Genomic DNA, 19,268 nt, shown 5'->3' with positions numbered 1-19,268 from the left:
CTCGGGAGGGAAACCGTCTCATCCCGTTGACCTGCATAGCGCCTATCAGCAGTCTCAGCAGGAGCAGGTCAAATCAGTCACTGGAGTAAACGATGATGCGAATATATATGGTGCCTAAATTGCGGGTGGAGATCGATATGATCGACATCCCCCTGGGCTCAATAAAGCAGCGACAGGTTCTGGCCGCCCTGCTATGCCAAGCAAATAGACCTGTGACCGCCAATCGCATCATTTTCGAGGTATGGCCCGATAAACCTCCGGCATCTGCGAAAAAGAACATTCAGGTATACATATCCAACCTACGCGCAATCTTCAGGAATACAGGGCACGCCGACCGTATAACATACCAGGATCAGACGTATCGGATTTCCGTTGCTGATGACGAGCTGGACACGATTCGGTTTGAAAAATCCGTTACTGCAGGAACGCAAGCACTTGTACAAGGTGAGCACGGCTTGGCCGCTCAATTGTTTCGATCCGCTCTGCATACTTTTCCGGATTCCTCCATTTTCGATAGAGAAACCTCCGGAATGATGGGCGAGTACGGCCGCCGACTTGAGGAGATCTACTATCGCCTGCTAGAAATGTGGGCCGAATTGGAAATTTCGCTGGGCGACCCCAGTGAGGCATTGAGTGTGCTCGATGTTGCGATACAGCACAATCCTTTTCGAGAGCGCCTGTTCGCCGCTTACCTGAAGTCACTGGTTTTCTGCGGCCGGCGCACGGAAGCACTGTCAGCTTATGAAAATATCAGACAATCCCTGGCTCGCGAAATGGGAATATCCCCCAGTTCTGTCCTGAAGGAGGTACACCAAAATATTCTGGCGGGAAAAATAGGCGCTCCCCATACCGAGCCTGCGGGGCACCACGTGCCGACGATGCTGCCACGCGACCTGGGTGACTTCGTCGGAAGAAGAACAGAGTCAGCACTGATCGCAAGAACTCTGACTGCGGAAGAATCATCACCTGTGGCCATTATTGGTCCAACAGGTACGGGAAAAACCAGCTTGGCCGTGCATGCAGCGCACACATTGGAGCACACATTTCCACATGGCAGAATATTCGTTCGGATCCGAGCAGGCGACGACACGCCACGCCCTGTCGAATCAGTGCTCAGAGAACTCCTAAGGTCAATTGGGAAGAATTTCGATTTCAAAGAAATGGAACTTGGCCTGGCGACCTGGCATAGCTGGCTCGCCAGCCGTAGATGTTTGATTATAATCGATGACGTTCCCGCAGATTACGATGTCAGTCGATTGCTTCCTGCCACTGGTCCTGCCAAATGCCTGATTACTTCCAGAGCCAGACTGGCAACTCTGGAGAGTATTCATTACATACCACTCGGCGTTTTCCATATGCAGGAGGCGTTGGCCTTACTTGTGTCAATTCTTGGGCAGAGGCGAGTCGCGCACGGCCGGGAAGACCTGGTACGTATCGTGGAGACGATCGCCTGCCTACCGCTGGCAGTTCGAATGGCGGGACGGAGGCTTTCGACCGCGGTAGGCACATCCATCAAGGATTATGCAGACCGACTGACTTGTGAAGAGAACATATTTGAGGAATTGAGCTACGACGGAATTTCATTCCGCGGAAAAATTGCGTCACAGTGGAATGAGCTGACCGGCGAACAGCAGCTGATCTTGTCCCACATCGGCCATTCGGTCGCGACTAAATTTACTGCATCGGAAATCGCATCAGTTCTTGACTGCAGTGTGGAGCTGGCGACCAAGGAACTGGAAAGCCTCATTGCAAAGAGCGCGATGACCTATCCGGATGAGGCGAATGCGCCGACTTACGAAGTACCGAAATTCCTACTGCTGTACGCGAAATGGTATAAACTTCAGAAATGCGGCCACATTGGTCAACACGCGTAGCCGATCACAGCTACTGACCTTGAATGCGTGATGTCGTCATGATGGTTTGCGCAGGCCGGTGCCGACGAGGCAGCCGTCGAGGATGTCGTGTCGGTACTGGAGCTGGCGTAGGCCGCGCCGGACGGCGGTGATCAGGTCGTCGGGGTCGGCAAACGCCCGATTGGCTGTGGTGGTGCGCCGCAGCACGGACCAGATGCCCTCGACCGGGTTGAGGTCGGGTGCGTAGGGCGGCAGTTGGAAGACGGTGAGCCAGTCGCGGTCGACGATGTAGCGGCGCATGCTGGCGGTGAGGTGGGTGTTGAGATTGTCCCAGACCAGCACGATCGGGCTGCCGAGCTGCTGGTGGGCGGTCTGAATGAGGTCGCGGTAGTCCGTCCAGGAGAAGCTTTTGCGCCCGTCGGGGCGTGCGTCGGGACAGGGCCGGTAGATCAGTCGGGAAGGTTCACCAGCCTTGTAACAGGCCAGGGCGGCGACCGATAAGCGGCGGTGGGAGCGGCCTCGGACGCGGACCACGGGGGTGTGTCCGCGGCGGGACCAGGTGCGGGTGGTCGGCGGCGTCATCGAGAAGCCGGCTTCGTCTTCGAAGACGAGCCAGGCGTCGAGCGCCGCCACGGTCCTTCCACGCTCGGCCAGGTCCCTTTCACCCAGCCGGCCACCGCTGCCTCGTCCCGCTCGATCGCGCGGCGGGCGGGAACCTGGCAGCTCCACCCGTGCCGCTTGAGCAGGGCGGCCACACCTTGCACGGTGTAACTCTTGTGGAAGCGGCGCCCGATCAGGGTCTTGATCCGAAACAGGGTCCAGGTCTGGTCCGGCCAGCCGTGTGCCACCGGGCCGACCTTGAGCAACTCCCGCTCCAGCACGGCGAACAACTCGTCGTTCAGCAGCGGCAGCGAGGCCGGGCCCTTCGAGGCCAGGGCCCTCGGCCCGCCCTGTGACCATGCCTTGCGCCAGCGCTGCACCGACCGGACGCTGACCCGCAGGTCGTGCGCGATGACCGTGTTCTCGTCGCCGTGCCGGAACCGCTCGGCAGCCTCCATCCGTAACTCCTCACGGAGGGAACGGCGTTCGTCGGTCAGGCCTCCGCCCTGGGCATACCTCATGTACTCCGCATACCGCAGGGATCATGGGTCGTCAGCCCTCCGACACCACGCTTTGAAGGTCAGTAACACGTCCCGGGCGCAGGTCAGTTGTGCTCCGGGATGCCGATGGCGGACCATCGACGTCAAGTCGTCGCGGAACGATGCCGCGGTCGGCCGGGCCGATGGACAGGCCGGCCTGCCCAAGTGTCCCTTCCCCCAGAGGGTCCCACCTCATCGGTGCCTCAGCCATGGCCGTGCCCAGCTGGGGTTTTACTGATTCACAACCGCCGTCGAACCACCGGCATACCGCCTGGGGCGAAGGTCATCTCTGAATGACCGCCAGGGTCCGCTCATGTGGATCGTCTGTCTACCCGAGGGGATGCGCCAATGCAGTTGGCCGAGTTGGTCGGACTGCGCCCGGTCCCCTGCGCCGGGCTTCTGGTGACCCTCACCCGGCGATGCCCTCTGCGCTGCGCCCACTGTTCCACCACCTCCACCATGTCCGCGGAGGAACAACCCGCCGGGGCGCTACTGCGGTTCGCGCGGACGTTCACGGCGAACGACCGGCCCGATGTCGTCATGCTCACCGGCGGTGAGCCCCTGCTGCTGCCTGGGCTGGTATCCGCGCTGGCCGGGACGGTGCGGGCGGCGGGTGCTCGGAGCGCTCTGCTCAGTGGCATGTTTTTTGCGCGGGGGGGCCGGGTCCCCGGCCGCATACGGGCGGCGATCAGCGCCGTCGACCACTTCTCGGCGAGCCTGGACACCTTCCACGAGCGGGAGATCTCCCGGGCCGAGGTCTTCGGGGCCGTGCGCAAGGTGCTCGACAGCGGTGTGCCTGCCAGTTTTCACCTCACCGGTTCCGGCCCCGACGACCCGTACCTCGCCGATGTGACGGCCGACATCCGCCGGACGTTCGGCGACCAGGTGCCGATGCTGGTCAACGAGGTGCGGGCGGTGGGCCGCGCCGCAGGCTGGGCCGCCGCCGGGGCGATGCCGACTGCCGCGGGTCCGGGCGTGCTGCCCTGCGCCATGGCCGCCTGGCCGGTGGTCGCTTTCGACGGCACCGTCGTCGCCTGCTGCAACCAGGACGTTGTGGACCGCCGCCCCGTCCCGGCCCATCTGCGGCTGGGTCATGTCGCGTCGGACGACTGGGCGGCCATCCGGGCCAGGGCGCTCGGCTCGCCCGTGCTGCGCATGATCCGCACCACCGGGCCCGGCCATCTGTACGCCCGGTACGGGACGGAGCCAAAGGTGCCCGAGCATCACTGCACCGCATGCCGCCGCCTCGGTGAGCGCCCAGCGTTGAGCGAGGCCGTGGCGCGGGCCGGGGCAGGCCCGGTCGGCGAACTGCTGGACCGCGAGGCCTCCCGGCTGCAGGCGCAGGCCGGGCCGGTCGCCCTGGTACGCCGCTGGGGCTGTGCCCCGTACGCTCCTCTGGTCGCGCTGCCGGCCCCGGTCCCGGTCCCGGACGATGCACGGTGACGGCCCCCGCGGTGACCGGCGCGGCCCAGCGGCTCAGGGCCAAGATCGATCTTGCCTCCCCGATGCTTCGCGCGGCCCTTGCCCGCCTGTGGGAACCGCTTATTCCCGACGAGGGAAGCGACCGGGCGCCGTCGCCCGACGCGGCTGCCCGCTATCTGCGCTACCTGTGGTCCATGCATGCGGTGATCCGCGCCTCCGTGCCCCTGATGGAGCTGGCCGTACGGCGCTGCGCGCGCCTCGGCTCCGGTGATCCCCTGGCGGAACCGCTCAGCCACTATCTGCTCACCCACATCGAGGAGGAGCGCCACCACGACGACTGGCTGCTGGAGGATCTGGCCGCGGCCGGGCAGCCGCAGTCGGCCGTCTCACTCGCCCGGACCGCACAACCGCCCGCTGTCGCGCGGCTGGTGGGCGCGCAGTACTACTGGGTTGAGCACCATCACCCGGTCTGTCTCCTCGGCTACATGACCGTGCTGGAGGGCAACGCCCCTGCCCCATGGCTCGCGGACCGGCTCGCCGCCCGCACCGGCCTGCCCTACGACGCCTTCCGTACCGTCCGCCACCACGCTGTGCTCGACGCCGGGCACAGCGACGAACTTGACGCCGTCATCGATGAGCTGCCGCTCACCGCGGCGCAAGAGGCCGCGATCGCGGTGAGCGCGCTGCACACGATCGCGGAAGCGACCGAGATCTTCAACCGTATAGCGCGCAGGCCGACCGCCCGCTCTGCTCCCCTGACAGGAGGGAACACCCATGCCCACCGACCCCGGCAATGAAGCGGTCCTGGAAACCCTTGAGGCCGCCGGGTTCCCCATCAGCGCGCTGCCCGACGAACAGCAAGAGGTCCTCCGCTCGCTCACGCCCGAGGAGGTCGCCCTGCTGGTCGACATCAAGGGCCGGCTCGACGAGGCAGAGCCTGAGGTCCAGGCACACACCGTTGTCGCGGGCGGGGCGCTGTTCTAGTCAGGCACGTGGCATAGGTCGCGGCTCATGCCGCTCGACAGCCCGAGAGGGAGAACCGAGGAACACCACCATGAACTGCCCCTCTTGCGATACGCCCTTGTCGGCGGCTGCGCGGTTCTGCTCCGGGTGCGGCATGCCCTGCGCACCAGGCAGCGCCGCAGCGGACGCAGGACGGGCCGAGGAACGCAAGGTGGTCAGCGTCGTCTTCTGCGACCTGGTGGGCTCTACCGCAATATCGGGGCGGCTCGATCCCGAGACCCTGAGGTCGGTCACCCTGCGCTACTTCGATCTGATGCGACGTCAGATTGAGTCCCATGGCGGCACGGTGGAAAAGTTCATCGGCGACGCGGTGATGGCGGTGTTCGGCGTGCCGGTGACGCACGAGGACGACGCTCGCCGCGCCGTCGCCGCGGCGCTCGACATGATCGATGCCCTGGAGGGCCTCAACAATGAACTGACCGCCGCCTTCGGCCTCCGTCTCGACGTCAGGATCGGAGTCAACAGCGGGGAGGTCGTCGCCACGTCCGACGCCTCCGCCCGCCAGGTATTGGTCTCCGGTGAGGTGGTCAACGTCGCCGCGCGGCTGGAGCAGAACGCCACCGCGGGCCAGATCCTCATAGGCCCAGAGACGCTACGCGCGGTGGGCCCGGCCGCCGTCGTGGAGGAGGTCGGGCCGCTCACACTCAAAGGCAAAACGCAGCCCGTGACCGCGTACCGGCTACTCGCCGTACAGGACGACGATCCCGAACTGTTGCGGCGCTTCGACATCCCGTTCGTCGGCCGGGAGACGGAACTGGCCGAACTCGGACTGGTGCTGGACCGGGTCACCGAGGGGCGCGGCTGCCACCTGGTGAACCTGTACGGCGAGGCGGGCATCGGCAAGACGAGGCTGGTCCGCGAGTGGCTGCACCGGTTGGGGCAGCCCAGCCAGAACCAGGGTCGGGCAGCGGTCATCTACGGCATGGGGCGCTGCCGACCGTACGGGGAGGTGGGCAGCCTGGCGCCGCTCGCCGACGCGCTGCGATCGCTGCTGAACGGCGCGGACGGCGAAGAGTGCGAGGCTGGCTCAAGCCGTACCGATCCGGTCGCCCTCACCGGACCGGCCGACCGCGCCGAGGCTGCCGAGGCACTGGCGCTCCTCGGCACCGGCCTGCTGCGCGACGGCACCCCCAACCCGTCGCTCGACGATACCTGCGCAGCCTTGTCCTACCTGCTGGGTGCGCTGTCCCAGCAGCGGACCCTGGTCCTGGTGGTGGACGACTGTCACTGGGCAGACGCGCTGCTCCTGGAGGTGCTCGACCGGCTGGTGGAGGACCTCGACCATGCAGCGGTCATGGTGGTCTGCGCCGCCCGTCCCGAACTGCTTGACACTGCATCCGGGTGGGGCAGCGGCCGGCTGAAGTCCGTGTCCTTGATTGTGCCCGGACTGTCGCCCGAGGAGTCCGGGGCGCTGGCGGCGGGGCTGGACGAGGTCGGCGCTCATCAGGCCGACCCCGCGTCCGACCGAGTGCTTGAGCGCGCCGAGGGCAATCCGCTGCACCTGGAGCAGCTCCTGGCCATGCGAGGTGAAGGCGGATCCGTCGACGGGCTCCCCCCTACGGTGCAGGCCCTGCTGGCGGCCCGTGTCGGCGCGCTGGAACGCGCCGAGCGCGATGCGCTCGATCTGGCCTCGGTGGTCGGCCGGGAGTTCGCCCTGGAAGAACTGGCAGATCTCGCCGCTGCCGCCGTCCATGGCGGTGGCGCAGCCGAGGCTGTACGGCCCGCGGTGCGGCGGCTCACCCGGCGGCGGCTGGTGGAACCCGCCCGCCACCGGGCTGGCGGCACACTGTTCCGCTTCAGCAGCGGCCTGGTCCAGGAGGTCGTCTACCAGGCCATGGCCAAGCGGATCCGGGCCGAACGTCACGAAAGCGCCGCCGACCTTCTAGCCGCCCGGGGCGGCGGCGACGCGCTGACTGGTATCCACCTGGAGCGGGCCCACGGCTACCGCACCGAACTGGGTTTGTCCGACGCGCGCACGGACGACCTGCGCCGCCGCGCCGCCAGCCATTTGGCCGCCGCCGGAGCGGAGGCGCTGACCCACGCGGACTTGTCCCGCGCCGAAGATCTGCTGACTCGGGCCACGGCTCTCGCCGATCCGCTGGAACCGCCCTGGCCGGACGCCGCCCGTCGGCTCGCCGAGGCCCGGCTGTGCCGGGGCGGCTCCGGGGAGGAGGCGTGTTCGCTTCTGCGGCAGGCACTGGCCGCCGCCACCGCCTCCGGCGACCGGATCTCCGCAGCCCACGCCCGGCTGCTGCTCGCCTCCGCCTGTCCTGGCGGCGGGCCGGGCGAGGAACCGGCCGACGCCGCCGACGCCGTATTGCCCGTCTTCGAGGCTACTGGGGAGGCGCTCGGCCTGGCACGGGCACGGATCCGCATCGCCCAGCGCCACCAGCTGCGCGGATCGCACGCCGAGGCCGGCCGACTGCTCGACCAGGCGTTGCGGGACGCCGTACAGGCGGACGCCGAGCCCGAGCGGGCAGCCGCTCTCGGTGCCATCGGGGTGTCGCTGTGGCTGGGGCCGGAGCGAGTCGCGGACGCCGTGGCGTGGTGCCGCACGCTCCTGGCCGAGCACGGCGGCGAGCGCCGAACCGTACGGGTAACGCTCAACTGTCCGCTCGCAGTGCTGCTCGCCCTGCAGCAGCGGTGGGACGAGGCCCGCGAGTGCCTGACGGCGGCCGACCGGCTCGCCCGCGAGCTGGGATACGTCGAGGCCTCGATCTTCGTGCCGGTCTTCTCCGCTGCCGTGGAGACCCTGGCCGGACGGCCCGCCCTGGCTGAGGAACTGCTGCTCCAGGCCGAAGCGGCCTGCCGCGAGTCAGGCGCGAGCGGTCTGCCCGACCCCGTTTCACGGGAACTCGCCCGGCTGCTGCTCGCCCGGGGCGAGTGGCGGCAGGCGCTGGAACGCACCGGATCCGACGAGGCCGGCCTGCCGCCCTCCGAGGCTGCCGACGCATGCGGCCTGCGGGCTCGGGTCGCCGCACTGCGCGGCGATCCGGACGAGGCCGCACGGCTGGCAGCCCACGCCACGGACCAGGCGGCACGGACGGACTCCCCGATCGTACGAGCGGTCGCCGAGCTCGACCGGGCGCATACCTTCCTGCTGCTCGGACGCCGGGACGAGGCTGGCCGCGCGGCGCGGGAGGCCGGGCGCTGGTTCGCTGCCAAGGGGCACCTGGTCGGTGTGGGCTGGGCCGCCAGTCTGGCGGCACGGGCCGACGGCAGCGGGAACCTTCCCCAGGACGGCGGGGTCGGCACGGACCAACGTAAACAGCGAGAACAAGAAGAGGAGACCTGACCGGATGGGCACGGAAACGTCCGCGTGGGATTCGACGCTCACCTGGAGTCTGCGCGGACGCGGGCCGGGAGACATCCCGGTCGTCGCGGACGGCAACGAGATCACTCCCGAGTGGCCGTGGGGCGGCGCCACCGGGCGCGGGGTGCGAGTGTGCGTGATCGACAGCGGGGTGGAGCGCAACCATCCCCTCGTCGGACCTGTGCAGGGCTCGTACGTCGCGATGAAGGGCGAGGGCGGGGAAGGCATCCGTGTGGAGGAGACGGACACCGGTGACTCCTGCGGCCACGGTACCGCTTGCGCGGGGATCATCCGCCGCACCGCCCCGGACTGCGAGCTATACAGCCTCCGGGTGCTCGGCGAGCGGTTCTCCGGGACAGGGGACATACTCCTCGCCGCGTTGCGCTGGGCCATCACCCAGGGCTTCGACGTAGTGAACATGAGCCTGTCCACCACCCGTCCGCGCTTCATCGAGGAATTGCACGCGCTCGCCGACGACGCCTACTTCGGCCGGACCGTGCTCGTCGCGTCAGCCCACAACAGCCTGGTGGAATCCTTTCCCTGGCGGTTCTCGTCGGTCATCTCGGTGGGCAGCCACCAGGAGGAAGACCCAGAGCTGTACCTCTACAACCCCAGCCCTCCAGTGGAGTTCTTCGCGCCGGGCCAGAACGTGACTGTGCCCTGGTTGGGCGGAGGCACCATCCGCACCACTGGTAACAGCTTCGCCACGCCGTACATCACGGGGCTGTGCGCCCGGATCCTGTCGAAACACCCGAACATGACGGTCTTCCAGTTGAAGAACTCGCTCTACCTGTCCGCGGCCAATGTCCAGCCGAACCGATCAGTCGAGGTGGGCGCATGACTCAGAACACCACAGTGCAGGAGCCCTCCGACGGCGACCATGTCGCGCGAGAACTCCTCCAGTCGATCGTCGGCACCGCGCAGGCGATCTTCGGTGCTGAAGCCAGCTCCATCTTCCTGCTCGACGAGGGCACCGACGAACTGGTCTTCAAGGCCGTATCCGGTCAGGGTGAGGACTTCCTGGTCGGCATGCGCTTCCCCGCCGGACGCGGCATCGCCGGCTGGGTGGCGACCTCTGGGGAGCCGATGGTGGTCGACGACCTCAGCCAGGACGGCTCATTCGCCCGGGACTTGGCCGAGTCCACCCGTTATGTCCCCAACTCACTCATGGCTGCCCCGCTGATACACGGCTCCCGGGTGGTCGGCGTTCTGGAAGTCCTCGACCCCGCCCCGCAGTCCCGCTCCAGCCTCGGCGAGCTGGACCTGCTGGTGCTGTTCGCGCGTCAGGCGGCAGTCGCCCTGCGTGTGGTGCTCGACCGGCGCAACTCAACCGCCGCGCCGGAACTCGACGGCCGGGGGCGGGCGGAGGGCCTACGGATGGTCGAGGCTCTGCGCGAGCTGCTGCTTGACGCGCGCTGACCTGCCACGGGCCGAGCCAATGAGCCAATTCCAACTTCAGGAGACAGCCGATCGGCGCTGTGTCACGGACCTCTGGTAGATCCTGGCTATGACGTTTCGGCGGTGGTCGAGGGTGATGCGGGCGGATGGCGCATCGATCGGAAGCGCTGACAGACGCGATCCGTGTCCGGTGGACTGGGGTCGAGATCGACTCGATGCACCGCAGCGAAGTGCGCAGCCTTATAGGGGCAGTTCGAGACGGAGAACAGGCCGGGTGAAGTGTGCACGAGACCGGTACCTGCCTGCACATGGTTGAAGGTGGGGCCAGGGCGCCAAGAGATCGACGGCCTCGGTGATGCATCGGAGGCGGGTGGTTGTGCCGATCCCGAATCCGGCAGCGATCTGGGCGTAGGGCTGGCCGTTGTGCAGGGCGGCGAGGGCGAGCAGGGCCCGTTGGCCTGCGTTCAGGCGCCGCCATCCGATTCCGAGAGTGCGGCGGCGCTCCCCCAGTTGGGGCAGAACTGAAGACGTCGACGCCGGACGGACAAGCATACGAAGCCCCTGGTGGAGACGGTTCTCTTGGTCGAGAGTTGGAAAAGGCTCAACATCGCCCGTCCGTGCTTACGGTAAAGAATTTATAGCGTTCATATGCATTTTTTAAGCAACATAAAACTGCTCCTTCATAGGGTAGCGCCCATAATCCTTCGAGCCCTCAGACCATAAAGGCCGCACAGCCGTCCACATCAAGAAGGCCAAGTCATTGGATTAAATCCAATGCCGTACCCGGTGACACGAAAGGAAGTCTGTGTGACCCTGCGAGCAAAAGAGACGGTGCCCCCCGACGTCACCTCGCTCCGCCGTCGGATTCTGCCTACCTGGGCGAATCGCAACTTCCAACTGCTGGCGGCCTCCGCAGTAATCACTGGCTTCGGCTCTTCGGGGGCCATGACTGCTGCTGCCTTCGCGGTGCTCGAAGCAGGCGGCACGGGTACGGACGTGGGGCTGGTGGCCGCGGCCCGTACCGCGCCCCTTGTGGCCTTCCTGCTGATCGGTGGAGCGGTCGCCGACCGGTTGCCGCGCCACCGGGTGATGGTGGCGGCCAACCTGCTCAACGCCTGTTCCCAGGCTGTGTTCGCGGTGCTGGTGCTGTCAGGACAGGCACAGGTCTGGCAGATGGCCGTGCTGTCAGCGCTCGGTGGCACCGCCCAGGCATTCTTCTCCCCTGCCTCCGAGGGCATGATCCTCAACAGCGTGCAGCAGGCCCACGCATCGCAGGCTTTCGCGATCTACCGGCTCGGGGTGAACGGGGGGAATGTTGCCGGTGCCGCATTGGGCGGCGCGCTGATCGCTTTCTCCAGTCCCGGCGTCGTCCTGGCCTTGGACGCCGGGAGCTTCGCGCTTGCCGCACTGCTCCGAATGTTCCTTCGCGTCGGCAGCTTGCTCCCTTCGGAGCGCAGCAGCGGGATGTGGCGTGATCTGAGGGATGGCTGGCGGGAGTTCGTGTCACGTCGCTGGCTGTGGAGCATCGTCGTCCAGTTCTCCGTCATCAACGCGGTCACCTCAGCGGCTCTGGCGGTGTACGGCCCTCAAGTGGCCGCGTCAGACCTCGGTGGGGCCGGGTCGTGGGGCGTAGCGCTGGCCGCCTTCGGCTTGGGCAATGTGCTGGGCGGGTTCCTGATGGTCCGCTGGCGCCCGCGCCGGATCCTGCTCTCTGGAGTGCTGTGCGTCTCCGCATATGCGCTGCCCGCCGCGGCACTAGCGGTGCCTGTTCCGGTGCCGCTGCTCGTCGTGGCGATGCTCGTGGCCGGGTGTTCGTCCGAGGTGTTCGGCGTGTTGTGGATGATAGCCCTGCACCAAGAGATCCCGCAGGACATGCTGTCGCGTATCTCGGCGTACGACTGGCTCGGCTCGGTAGCGATCGTGCCGCTGGGCATGGCGGCGGCCGCACCGGCTGCCGAGACGCTCGGTATGTCCGGCGCATTGTGGGGCTGTGCAGTGCTGACGGTGCTGCTCACAGGAGCTCTGTTGCTGGCCCCGGAGATCCGTCGGCTGGAGCGCGCTGAAAACAACCCACCCACCCCGGCGCCACCTGATCAGCCAGCCCGCGAGGTCACCTCCGACGGCACCGTTTCCTCGACTTGAGCAAGTCTGAGGTCGACACACCAGAGGAGCCCCCGAACGATGCTGGCTCACGTACACGGCGGTGGGCATCGCAGACCTCGGAATCGCAGGGAAACGCTGCCCGTGGTGCGTAGGGACACTGGTCAGCAGGCGCCCCGACACCGCAACGACGCCAGCGGCCATGCCTGGCTGATGAGGTCGGGGCGGTATGCATCCGTTTAAGCTGGGTCTCGACAAGCGTGGTGAAGTCCTCGTGCCTGCAAGGTCTGTGTGCAGATGAGCGGGGCCATCGAAGCTCATTCGGTGGCTGCGGCGGTCGTCTGGCCGATGGGCGTGTTTCCGCGCCGGCCCCAGGTGCGGCACGGCATCCAACTGCTCGCGCCGGTAGTGGGCTGATCAATCACTGACCACACCTGTCGGCGACGCGTCATCCGGCGCGGCACGGCACCTGGCCGATGCGGCCGACGATCCCTTTCCGGGCGCTGATGGCAGGCGAAACAGTGGTAGGTCTTTGGCCAGGGCGGGACGGCGTGCGGCATATAACAGCCGGGGTGCTTGGGCCTGTCTCGTTCCAGGACGCCCGAGTCTGCCCGTGCTTCGACGCGGCAGATCACGCGCCTGGGCGCACACCCCCGGACGACGGCATGCCCAGGTCGTGACGGAACGTCGTGTGTATGCAGGTGATCTGTCCAATACACGCCGGGAGTTGATCGGACCGGTGCTGTCCGCGTGTCGCTTCGAACGCCGCGGTCGCGCTCTGGACTTCGGCTGGCCTCCGCGGCGAGACATGAACGCGATCCTCTACGTGGACCGCACTGCCTGCCAGAGCGTCTACGGCTACTTCGCCAGGTGCCAAAAGACGTTGTCTTCGCCCAGCTCAACGGTCTGCTGTGGGAGTTGGTACGTCGGCAGGAAGGGCGCGAAGCCGCCCCGTCAGCCTGTGTGATCGACGCGCAGAGCGTCAAGACTTCGACAAGCCTTCCAGCGAGGATTCAGGGCATCGACGCGGGCAAGAAGATCGTGGATCGTAAGCGCAGCATCATCACCGACACCCCCGGCCTGCTGCTGGCGGTCCTGGTCACCGCGGCCGGCGTCCAGGACTCCACGGCCGGCCGCACCCTCCTGGAACAGGCTGCCACCGACCACCCCGGCCTGCGCAAGGTCTGGGTCGACGGCGGCTACCGCAAACACTTCGTCGAGCACGCCGCCACTCTCGGCATCGACCTCGAAATCGTCCAACGCATCCCCGGGGCAGGGAGGTTCACCTCGACCCCGAAACGGTGGGCGGTGGAGCGGACCTACGGCTGGCTGATGCTCCACCGCCGCTTGGCCCGCGACTTCGAAACCCACCCACACCGTTCCGAAGCCATGATCCACCTCGCGATGACCGACCTGATGGCCCGTCGCCTCACCGGAGAGAACACCATCTCCTGGTGAGAGTCGACACCAACACTTCAGAGCCGCATCCAGGGATGAGACAGCAGGATGAAACGACCTCTCAGAGTGGCCTTCCATCAGCCCTCAGCGCGCGTCGAAGGATAACTGCGGCGTGCGGCCAATTCACGGCTAGCATTCAGGGCTTGACGCAAGTTAACTACTGGCGAAATGGGCTTCTAGATTGAGATCCCAATTAGCAGCCACGAGTACGGCATTGACCGGCTTCTTCTTGTTACGAAAATCAGACGCCGCAAGCAAATGAACAGACTTGAAGATTGAGGCATGGATACCGAGTTGCGAATCCAGAAAATTGTATGGAGCTTCATCTATTAGGTTAACTAGGTAAACTCCATCTTCCCGCAAGGCTCGAGCTGCGAGGCTTACGTAACCATGAGTACGAAGATGCGCCGGCTGCGTGACAGAGTCGGCAAAAGCGTCAGAGATGATGACGTCTGCGGAATCCTCCTCGGTTCGCCTTAGCCACATTTCCGCATCTTCGTTATGCACGCTTATTCCACACTCATCGGAAATTGGAATATACTCCATAATGAATTCAATGAGCGCGGAATCTGCTTCTACGACGCACTGTCGCGATCCTGGTCGAGTTGCGGCGAAGTACCGCGGTAGAGTCATCCCCCCTCCGCCAAGATGAACTATATCCAAAGCCTGACTACCCACTGCTGAAGCATCCACAGCACGGGACATCCATCGGATGTACGGAACCTTCAGAAGACTTGGATTGGCGATATTCACATGCGAGTGCAGAAATCCGTCTATTTTCAGCCACCAGGCGCCGCTGTCGTTAGTGTCGGTCGACAGCTCAGCCTCTCCGAAGTCCACCACTCGCGTAGCGGAAACTTGCTCAGCATTCTCGCCAACGTATTTATTTCCGAGGTGACCAGCGGCCTTAGCAAAGCCCATGAGAGGATCTTTCCGGTGCGCGGCAGAGGGCGCGTCTACACCCTCACCTCATATTCAAATTGCAAGAGGCGGCGCTTCCGAAACGAAAGCGCCGTCGTTTGCGGGCCGCGCGGTGGGAGGAAGTCACAGATAGATTCCCCCCACCGCGAATTCATTTATTCCTTGTCGCCCGACTCAGCCTCGGTGTCAGGCTGGACCTCGTCGCTCGTGTCAGAAGCCGTGTGCGCCTGCACGTCATCCCCGTCATCACCAAAGTTCAGAGTGGTCATTATTTTTCCTCCTGGCTCAAGACTGAGGGAGATGATGGTCTCCCCTGGAGAGAGCGGACTAGGGGTCCCCGCAAGGGCACCCGCGTCCCGCATCCGCAGTCTGCTTCAGACTGGTTTCTTTCTGCTTAAATAATCCGCGTGGTGTGCTTTACGGTGACTCCAGAGACGCTCGCCATCGGGGATCCGACAATCGGCCCGTCTGGCCGTCCGAGCTGTGGCGCAGAAGCAGCCGCCACGACAGCGGGCACGAGGTGCTGTCGGATACCCCGTGGAGGACTGACGCCGCCCGCAGCGAACCGTGCGAAGGGACTCTTTTGCCTGTCGCCCGAACGTCCTCCTAGAGAACATCGACTGCGGAGGCGAGCAGTTCGGCGAGAATCGTTCCCGCGTCCGGCCACCGCTGCGGTACAACAGGTTGTCGGCGAGGACGTCGGGGCTCCGCAGCACCCGTAGGCTGTCGCAGACCGTGGTGTAGGGCACCATCAATTCATACTGTTCCCGCGTACAGGACGGTGCCCTAAGACCTGACCGTTGAAGAGCATCGCCTTCGGCCTGACCTCCAGCCACTCACACACGGGAGCGCTCGCTTACCAACCAGCTGGCCGGATTGAGCGCAGAGTGGAATGTACGTACCCAAGCGGCGATTCTATGCTCTCCGAGTTCACTCGCCCAGATCAGCCTTGACATCCCAACAGTACCGCTAGAGAATTTTGCTGCCTGAACAGCGGCTTGGAGAGCGATGCGGCGCAGCCATCAGGCAGCCTGATTGTGCGCTTTCCACTGTGCTGTCTATCAAACTCTGGTCAGGATGCCCCGATTCCCTGATCTTGCCACCTATGTGTTCCAGCAGGATATTTTCGATCCGAAAGGGAACTGGAAACCCCGTGAGCAATCCGTTCGATGACCCCGACGGCCGGTTCCTTGTGCTCGTCAACGAAGACAACCAGCACTCTCTGTGGCCGGCGTTCATCGAGGTGCCCGCCGGGTGGCAGATGGTGTTCGGTGTGAACAGTCGGCAGTCTTGCGTCGATTACGTGAACGCCAACTGGCTCGACCTGCGCCCGAAAAGCCTTGCCGACGCCGCAGAGAGCAGGCACGGCTAATGCCAGCCCCCGACGATGCGGTGGCTCCGATGCGATGAGGCGGCACGATTCGCTGCCCTAACTCGCTCGAGGCGGCTGATCCATTCCACTGTGGGGTCCTCTGACTAGCGCCGTACGGGCGCGATCACACCGACTCTGCGCCCCACAGTGACCATGGACATCTTTGAGGTGTCGCCCCACACAGGACATGAACTGTGCCCTGTTCGTGGCACCGGGTGGGGCCTGTATCCGGGCTCGACCATCGGTCGCGCTCTCGAACCTCGCCCAAAAGGGATAGTGCCATGAGGCCACTACCCCTCACAGTCCTGAGTGACATTGTCATCGGATTCAATGCAGCACGCGAAGGTCATTGGAGGATGTGTGTCCACGCACAACGAAGACGGCTTGCCGCTGTCCGCTACATCGCGTATAGGCAGATTCGCGGATCAGGTTGCGGTAGACACGTCCACACGCATCGCATCCAACAATCTGGATCGGTGTAGTACGCCGGGCCGCAGCGGGGGTGTGCTGGCCGAGGGAGGGGTTGCTAACTCAGCTCTGATGAGGACGGGTTGCCATGAGTTGTTCGCGGCTCGGGTGTTGATTGCGTCGGACGACCTTGCGGTGATTGCTGGCGATGTTGAGCTGTCGTATGGGGAAGTAGAGGCGCGGGCGAACCGGTTGGCCCGGTTGTTGATGGCACGCGGAGTCGGTCCGGAGCAGCTGGTGGCGGTGGCGTTGCCGCGCTCGGCCGATCTCGTCATCTCCCTGCTTGCGGTGTTGAAAGCCGGTGCGGCGTACGTTCCAGTGGATGTGGAATACCCGGCGGAGCGGGTGGCATTCATGCTGTCTGACGCAGCGCCAGCGTTGGTCCTGACCGCCGCGGAGATCTCTAGCCGACTGCCGGTAGGGGCGCCGGTACTCGTGCTGGACGACGCGACGACCGTCACGGAGTTGGCACATGTCTCAAGCATGCCGCTGACGGAGACCGAGCAGCCGATGCCGCTGCGTGCCGAACACCCCGCGTACGTTATCTACACATCAGGGTCGACGGGCACGCCCAAGGGCGTCGTAGTCACCCACGGCAACCTGACGAGCTTCCTTTCTGCGGTTGGCCAGCGTGTCACCTTGCGAAGCAAGGACCGTGTCTTGGCAGCAACAACAGTGGCCTTCGATATTGCTGCGCTGGAGCTGTATCTACCATTGGTGAATGGTGCCTGTGTGGTCGTGGCCAACCGTGAGACGGTCAAGGACCCCCGGGCTATGGGCGAGTTGGTACGGGAGCGTGGCGTGACGGTGGTGCAAGCGACGCCCTCATGGTGGCGCGAGGTTGTAGCACTGGCTCCAGAACTGCTACGTGGTGTGCGGGTGTTGGTTGGTGGTGAAGCCTTGTCTGTGGAACTAGCACGTGATTTGGCCCAGTTGTCTGACGGTGTGCTCAACCTGTACGGGCCGACCGAGTCGACCGTTTGGTCGACCTCTGCCGATGTGGGCCATGTGTCTGATGGTGCGGTGCCGATTGGTGTCCCGCTAACGAATACCCAGGTCTATGTGCTCGATGAGCACCTCAAGCTGGTTCCGCCAGATACGGAGGGCGAGCTGTACATAGCGGGTGCGGGTGTGTCCCGGGGCTACGCCGGTCGCGCGGCCTTGACGGCCGAACGCTTCGTAGCGAGCCCCTTCGGCGCGCCCGGCACCCGCTTGTACCGTACGGGAGACGTGGTGCGATGGTCTGCAGGCATGCTGGAGTTCGTCGGCCGTGTCGATGATCAGGTGAAAGTACGCGGGCACCGCATCGAACTCGGCGAGGTGGAAGCAGTGTTGGGTACGCACCCCCGCGTTCGCCAGGCGAGCGCCGTAGTACGCGAGGACCAACCCGGCTACAAGCGCCTTGTCGCATATGTTGTCCCCCAGGGAGAGCGGGTCGAGGTCGAGGCGCTGGCGCTGCCGGCGTCGGTCCTCTCGTTTGCCAGGGAACGGCTGCCGGAGTACATGGTGCCGTCAGCTGTGGTGCCGATCGAGTCGATGCCTCTTACTCTCAACGGGAAGCTGGATCGCAAAGCGCTTCCTCCGGTGACCGTGTCAATGAGTTCCGGACGGGCGCCGAGATCGCCCCGCGAGAAAGTGCTATGTGACCTGATTTGCGAGGTCCTCGGAATCCCGCGGGTCAGTCTCGACGACTCCCTTATGGACCTGGGCGGAAGCTCCTTGCTCACGATGCGACTGCTCGGTCGGATACGCGCCGTATTGGGCGTTGAACTACCGCTGTTGAGCCTGTTCCAGACGTCCACTGTTGCCGACCTGGCAGAGAAGCTCAACGAAGAGCCCGGGAGCAGCGCGCTGGACGTGTTGCTACCACTGCGCCCTCGCGGTGCTCAGCCCCCACTATTCTGCATTCACCCAGGCGGCGGCATCAGCTGGAGTTACGCAGGATTGCTCAAGCACATTGGGAATGACGTCCCGATCTATGCATTGCAGGCCCGCAGCCTGGCCCGCCCGGAGCCTCGACCGACGACCATGGCAGCGATGGTGGATGACTACTCGGCGCAGATCCGCGCGGTCTGGCCAGAGGGTCCGTACTACCTGTTGGGGTGGTCGTTCGGCGGATTGGCGGCGCATGCTCTCGCGACGCGTCTCCAGGAAGCTGGTGCGGACGTGCCACTGCTAGTGGTGCTGGACAGCTTCCCCGCCCCTGCAGCCAGACCTGATCAGGCCGCGCACTCGCCGGTCGGTGACGAGATAACTATCAGTCATCAACAGGTGCTGGAAGCAATGCTTGATTTCCTCGGCGTGCCCCGCCCCGAGGCCGACGAGCCCGTGGACTTCGAGCGTGCCATCGAGGCGGCGCGCGCCGATGGCAGCATCATGGCCAATCTTGGCGAGGGGAACATCCAGGCCGTCGCCGATATTCTGACGAACAACACAAAGATAGCCCGCCAGTTCGTGCCTCAGCGCTATCGCGGTGACATGCTGTTGTTTACGTCTACCCTCGATCATTCGAAAGGCTGGCCCACACCCAGCCGGTGGCAGCACTACGTGACGGGCGAGGTTGAGACTCACGACGTGGACTGCTCGCACGCCCACATGACTAAGCCGGCTCCCTTGGCGGAGATCGGACTGGTGGTGTCCGAGCGGCTGGCCCGGCTGGCTGAGAGCAAACCGTAATGCAACGGACCGAATCCCGAAGGTCGCAACAGCGGGCACGGACGGCTGTACTCGCCGCTTGCTCGGAGGGCGGGGCCGTCACGACCGGTATCCATGGTCGGCTTTGTGCTTCGAAAAGCCGTTCG

Annotated in this window: 13 protein-coding genes and 2 pseudogenes; 11 read left to right on the top strand and 4 right to left on the bottom strand. The window is 65.0% G+C overall.

Features of this window, described 5'->3' with window-relative positions:
* Positions 1-137: 137 nt before the first annotated feature.
* Positions 138-1,874, top strand: coding sequence for an AfsR/SARP family transcriptional regulator (locus OOK38_RS33855; protein WP_266849854.1), 1,737 nt, complete (start codon positions 138-140; stop codon positions 1,872-1,874).
* A gap of 36 nt (positions 1,875-1,910) precedes the next feature.
* Here OOK38_RS33855 and OOK38_RS33850 read toward each other — a convergent pair whose 3' ends face one another.
* The gene (locus tag OOK38_RS33850; RefSeq protein WP_266850027.1) at positions 1,911-2,435 is read right to left on the bottom strand and encodes a transposase; all 525 of its coding nucleotides are present in this window, start codon (positions 2,433-2,435) and stop codon (positions 1,911-1,913) included.
* Positions 2,432-2,974: a winged helix-turn-helix domain-containing protein gene (locus tag OOK38_RS33845; protein ID WP_266849852.1), complete on the bottom strand. Its 543-nt coding sequence runs from the start codon at positions 2,972-2,974 to the stop codon at positions 2,432-2,434. The genes OOK38_RS33850 and OOK38_RS33845 overlap by 4 nt, the downstream gene beginning before the upstream one ends.
* A gap of 366 nt (positions 2,975-3,340) precedes the next feature.
* Between OOK38_RS33845 and OOK38_RS33840 the strand changes: the two genes are divergently transcribed.
* The 6 genes from OOK38_RS33840 to OOK38_RS33815 all read left to right on the top strand — a co-directional run bounded on the left by OOK38_RS33840 (position 3,341) and on the right by OOK38_RS33815 (position 10,169).
* Positions 3,341-4,435, top strand: coding sequence for a radical SAM protein (locus tag OOK38_RS33840; RefSeq protein WP_266849850.1), 1,095 nt, complete (start codon positions 3,341-3,343; stop codon positions 4,433-4,435).
* Positions 4,432-5,211 carry an iron-containing redox enzyme family protein gene (locus OOK38_RS33835; RefSeq protein WP_266849848.1) on the top strand — a complete coding sequence of 260 codons (780 nt, stop codon included), beginning with the start codon at positions 4,432-4,434 and terminating at the stop codon, positions 5,209-5,211. The genes OOK38_RS33840 and OOK38_RS33835 overlap by 4 nt, the downstream gene beginning before the upstream one ends.
* Positions 5,189-5,398: an aroma-sacti cluster domain-containing protein gene (locus tag OOK38_RS33830; protein WP_266849846.1), complete on the top strand. Its 210-nt coding sequence runs from the start codon at positions 5,189-5,191 to the stop codon at positions 5,396-5,398. The genes OOK38_RS33835 and OOK38_RS33830 overlap by 23 nt, the downstream gene beginning before the upstream one ends.
* 133 nt (positions 5,399-5,531) lie before the next feature.
* The gene (locus OOK38_RS33825) at positions 5,532-8,732 is read left to right on the top strand and encodes an adenylate/guanylate cyclase domain-containing protein (protein ID WP_266849844.1); all 3,201 of its coding nucleotides are present in this window, start codon (positions 5,532-5,534) and stop codon (positions 8,730-8,732) included.
* A gap of 4 nt (positions 8,733-8,736) precedes the next feature.
* Positions 8,737-9,591 (top strand): S8 family serine peptidase, encoded by an 855-nt coding sequence (locus OOK38_RS33820; protein WP_266849842.1) that lies wholly within the window; start codon positions 8,737-8,739, stop codon positions 9,589-9,591.
* Positions 9,588-10,169, top strand: coding sequence for a GAF domain-containing protein (locus tag OOK38_RS33815; RefSeq protein ID WP_266849840.1), 582 nt, complete (start codon positions 9,588-9,590; stop codon positions 10,167-10,169). The genes OOK38_RS33820 and OOK38_RS33815 overlap by 4 nt, the downstream gene beginning before the upstream one ends.
* 309 nt (positions 10,170-10,478) lie before the next feature.
* Here OOK38_RS33815 and OOK38_RS33810 read toward each other — a convergent pair.
* Positions 10,479-10,700, bottom strand: a pseudogene (locus OOK38_RS33810) (transposase family protein); the annotation flags it as partial.
* A 261-nt stretch (positions 10,701-10,961) separates the two neighbouring features.
* Between OOK38_RS33810 and OOK38_RS33805 the strand changes: the two are divergent.
* Positions 10,962-12,290, top strand: a complete 1,329-nt coding sequence (locus OOK38_RS33805) for an MFS transporter (protein ID WP_266850025.1) — start codon at positions 10,962-10,964, stop codon at positions 12,288-12,290.
* 634 nt (positions 12,291-12,924) lie between these two features.
* Positions 12,925-13,706: pseudogene (locus tag OOK38_RS33800) on the top strand (IS5 family transposase).
* A gap of 153 nt (positions 13,707-13,859) precedes the next feature.
* On the opposite strand, the gene OOK38_RS33795 reads toward OOK38_RS33800, so the two are convergent.
* Complete coding sequence (locus tag OOK38_RS33795; protein ID WP_266849838.1) at positions 13,860-14,627, bottom strand: spermidine synthase; 768 nt, start codon at positions 14,625-14,627, stop codon at positions 13,860-13,862.
* 1,153 nt (positions 14,628-15,780) lie between these two features.
* Here OOK38_RS33795 and OOK38_RS33790 point away from each other — a divergent pair.
* Together OOK38_RS33790 and OOK38_RS33785 are read left to right on the top strand one after the other, a co-directional pair.
* A complete protein-coding gene (locus OOK38_RS33790; protein WP_323178865.1) occupies positions 15,781-15,999 on the top strand; it encodes an MbtH family protein in 219 nt (72 codons plus the stop codon).
* 360 nt (positions 16,000-16,359) lie between these two features.
* Positions 16,360-19,143 carry an amino acid adenylation domain-containing protein gene (locus tag OOK38_RS33785; protein ID WP_266849834.1) on the top strand — a complete coding sequence of 928 codons (2,784 nt, stop codon included), beginning with the start codon at positions 16,360-16,362 and terminating at the stop codon, positions 19,141-19,143.
* Positions 19,144-19,268 lie beyond the last annotated feature (125 nt).

Origin of the sequence: Streptomyces sp. NBC_00568, from assembly GCF_026341855.1 — a bacterium.
Lineage (GTDB): Bacteria > Actinomycetota > Actinomycetes > Streptomycetales > Streptomycetaceae > Streptomyces.
This window is presented reverse-complemented; position numbering and strand designations above follow the sequence as displayed.

Bases quoted from the DNA above. Each gene is read 5' to 3' on its own strand.
- OOK38_RS33845 (WP_266849852.1), bottom strand. From the start codon at position 2,974: ATGAGGTATGCCCAGGGCGGAGGCCTGACCGACGAACGCCGTTCCCTC.
- OOK38_RS33815 (WP_266849840.1), top strand. From the start codon at position 9,588: ATGACTCAGAACACCACAGTGCAGGAGCCCTCCGACGGCGACCATGTC.
- OOK38_RS33855 (WP_266849854.1), top strand. From the start codon at position 138: ATGATCGACATCCCCCTGGGCTCAATAAAGCAGCGACAGGTTCTGGCC.
- OOK38_RS33830 (WP_266849846.1), top strand. From the start codon at position 5,189: ATGCCCACCGACCCCGGCAATGAAGCGGTCCTGGAAACCCTTGAGGCC.
- OOK38_RS33795 (WP_266849838.1), bottom strand. From the start codon at position 14,627: ATGGGCTTTGCTAAGGCCGCTGGTCACCTCGGAAATAAATACGTTGGC.
- OOK38_RS33840 (WP_266849850.1), top strand. From the start codon at position 3,341: ATGCAGTTGGCCGAGTTGGTCGGACTGCGCCCGGTCCCCTGCGCCGGG.
- OOK38_RS33825 (WP_266849844.1), top strand. From the start codon at position 5,532: ATGCCCTGCGCACCAGGCAGCGCCGCAGCGGACGCAGGACGGGCCGAG.
- OOK38_RS33820 (WP_266849842.1), top strand. From the start codon at position 8,737: ATGGGCACGGAAACGTCCGCGTGGGATTCGACGCTCACCTGGAGTCTG.
- OOK38_RS33850 (WP_266850027.1), bottom strand. From the start codon at position 2,435: ATGACGCCGCCGACCACCCGCACCTGGTCCCGCCGCGGACACACCCCC.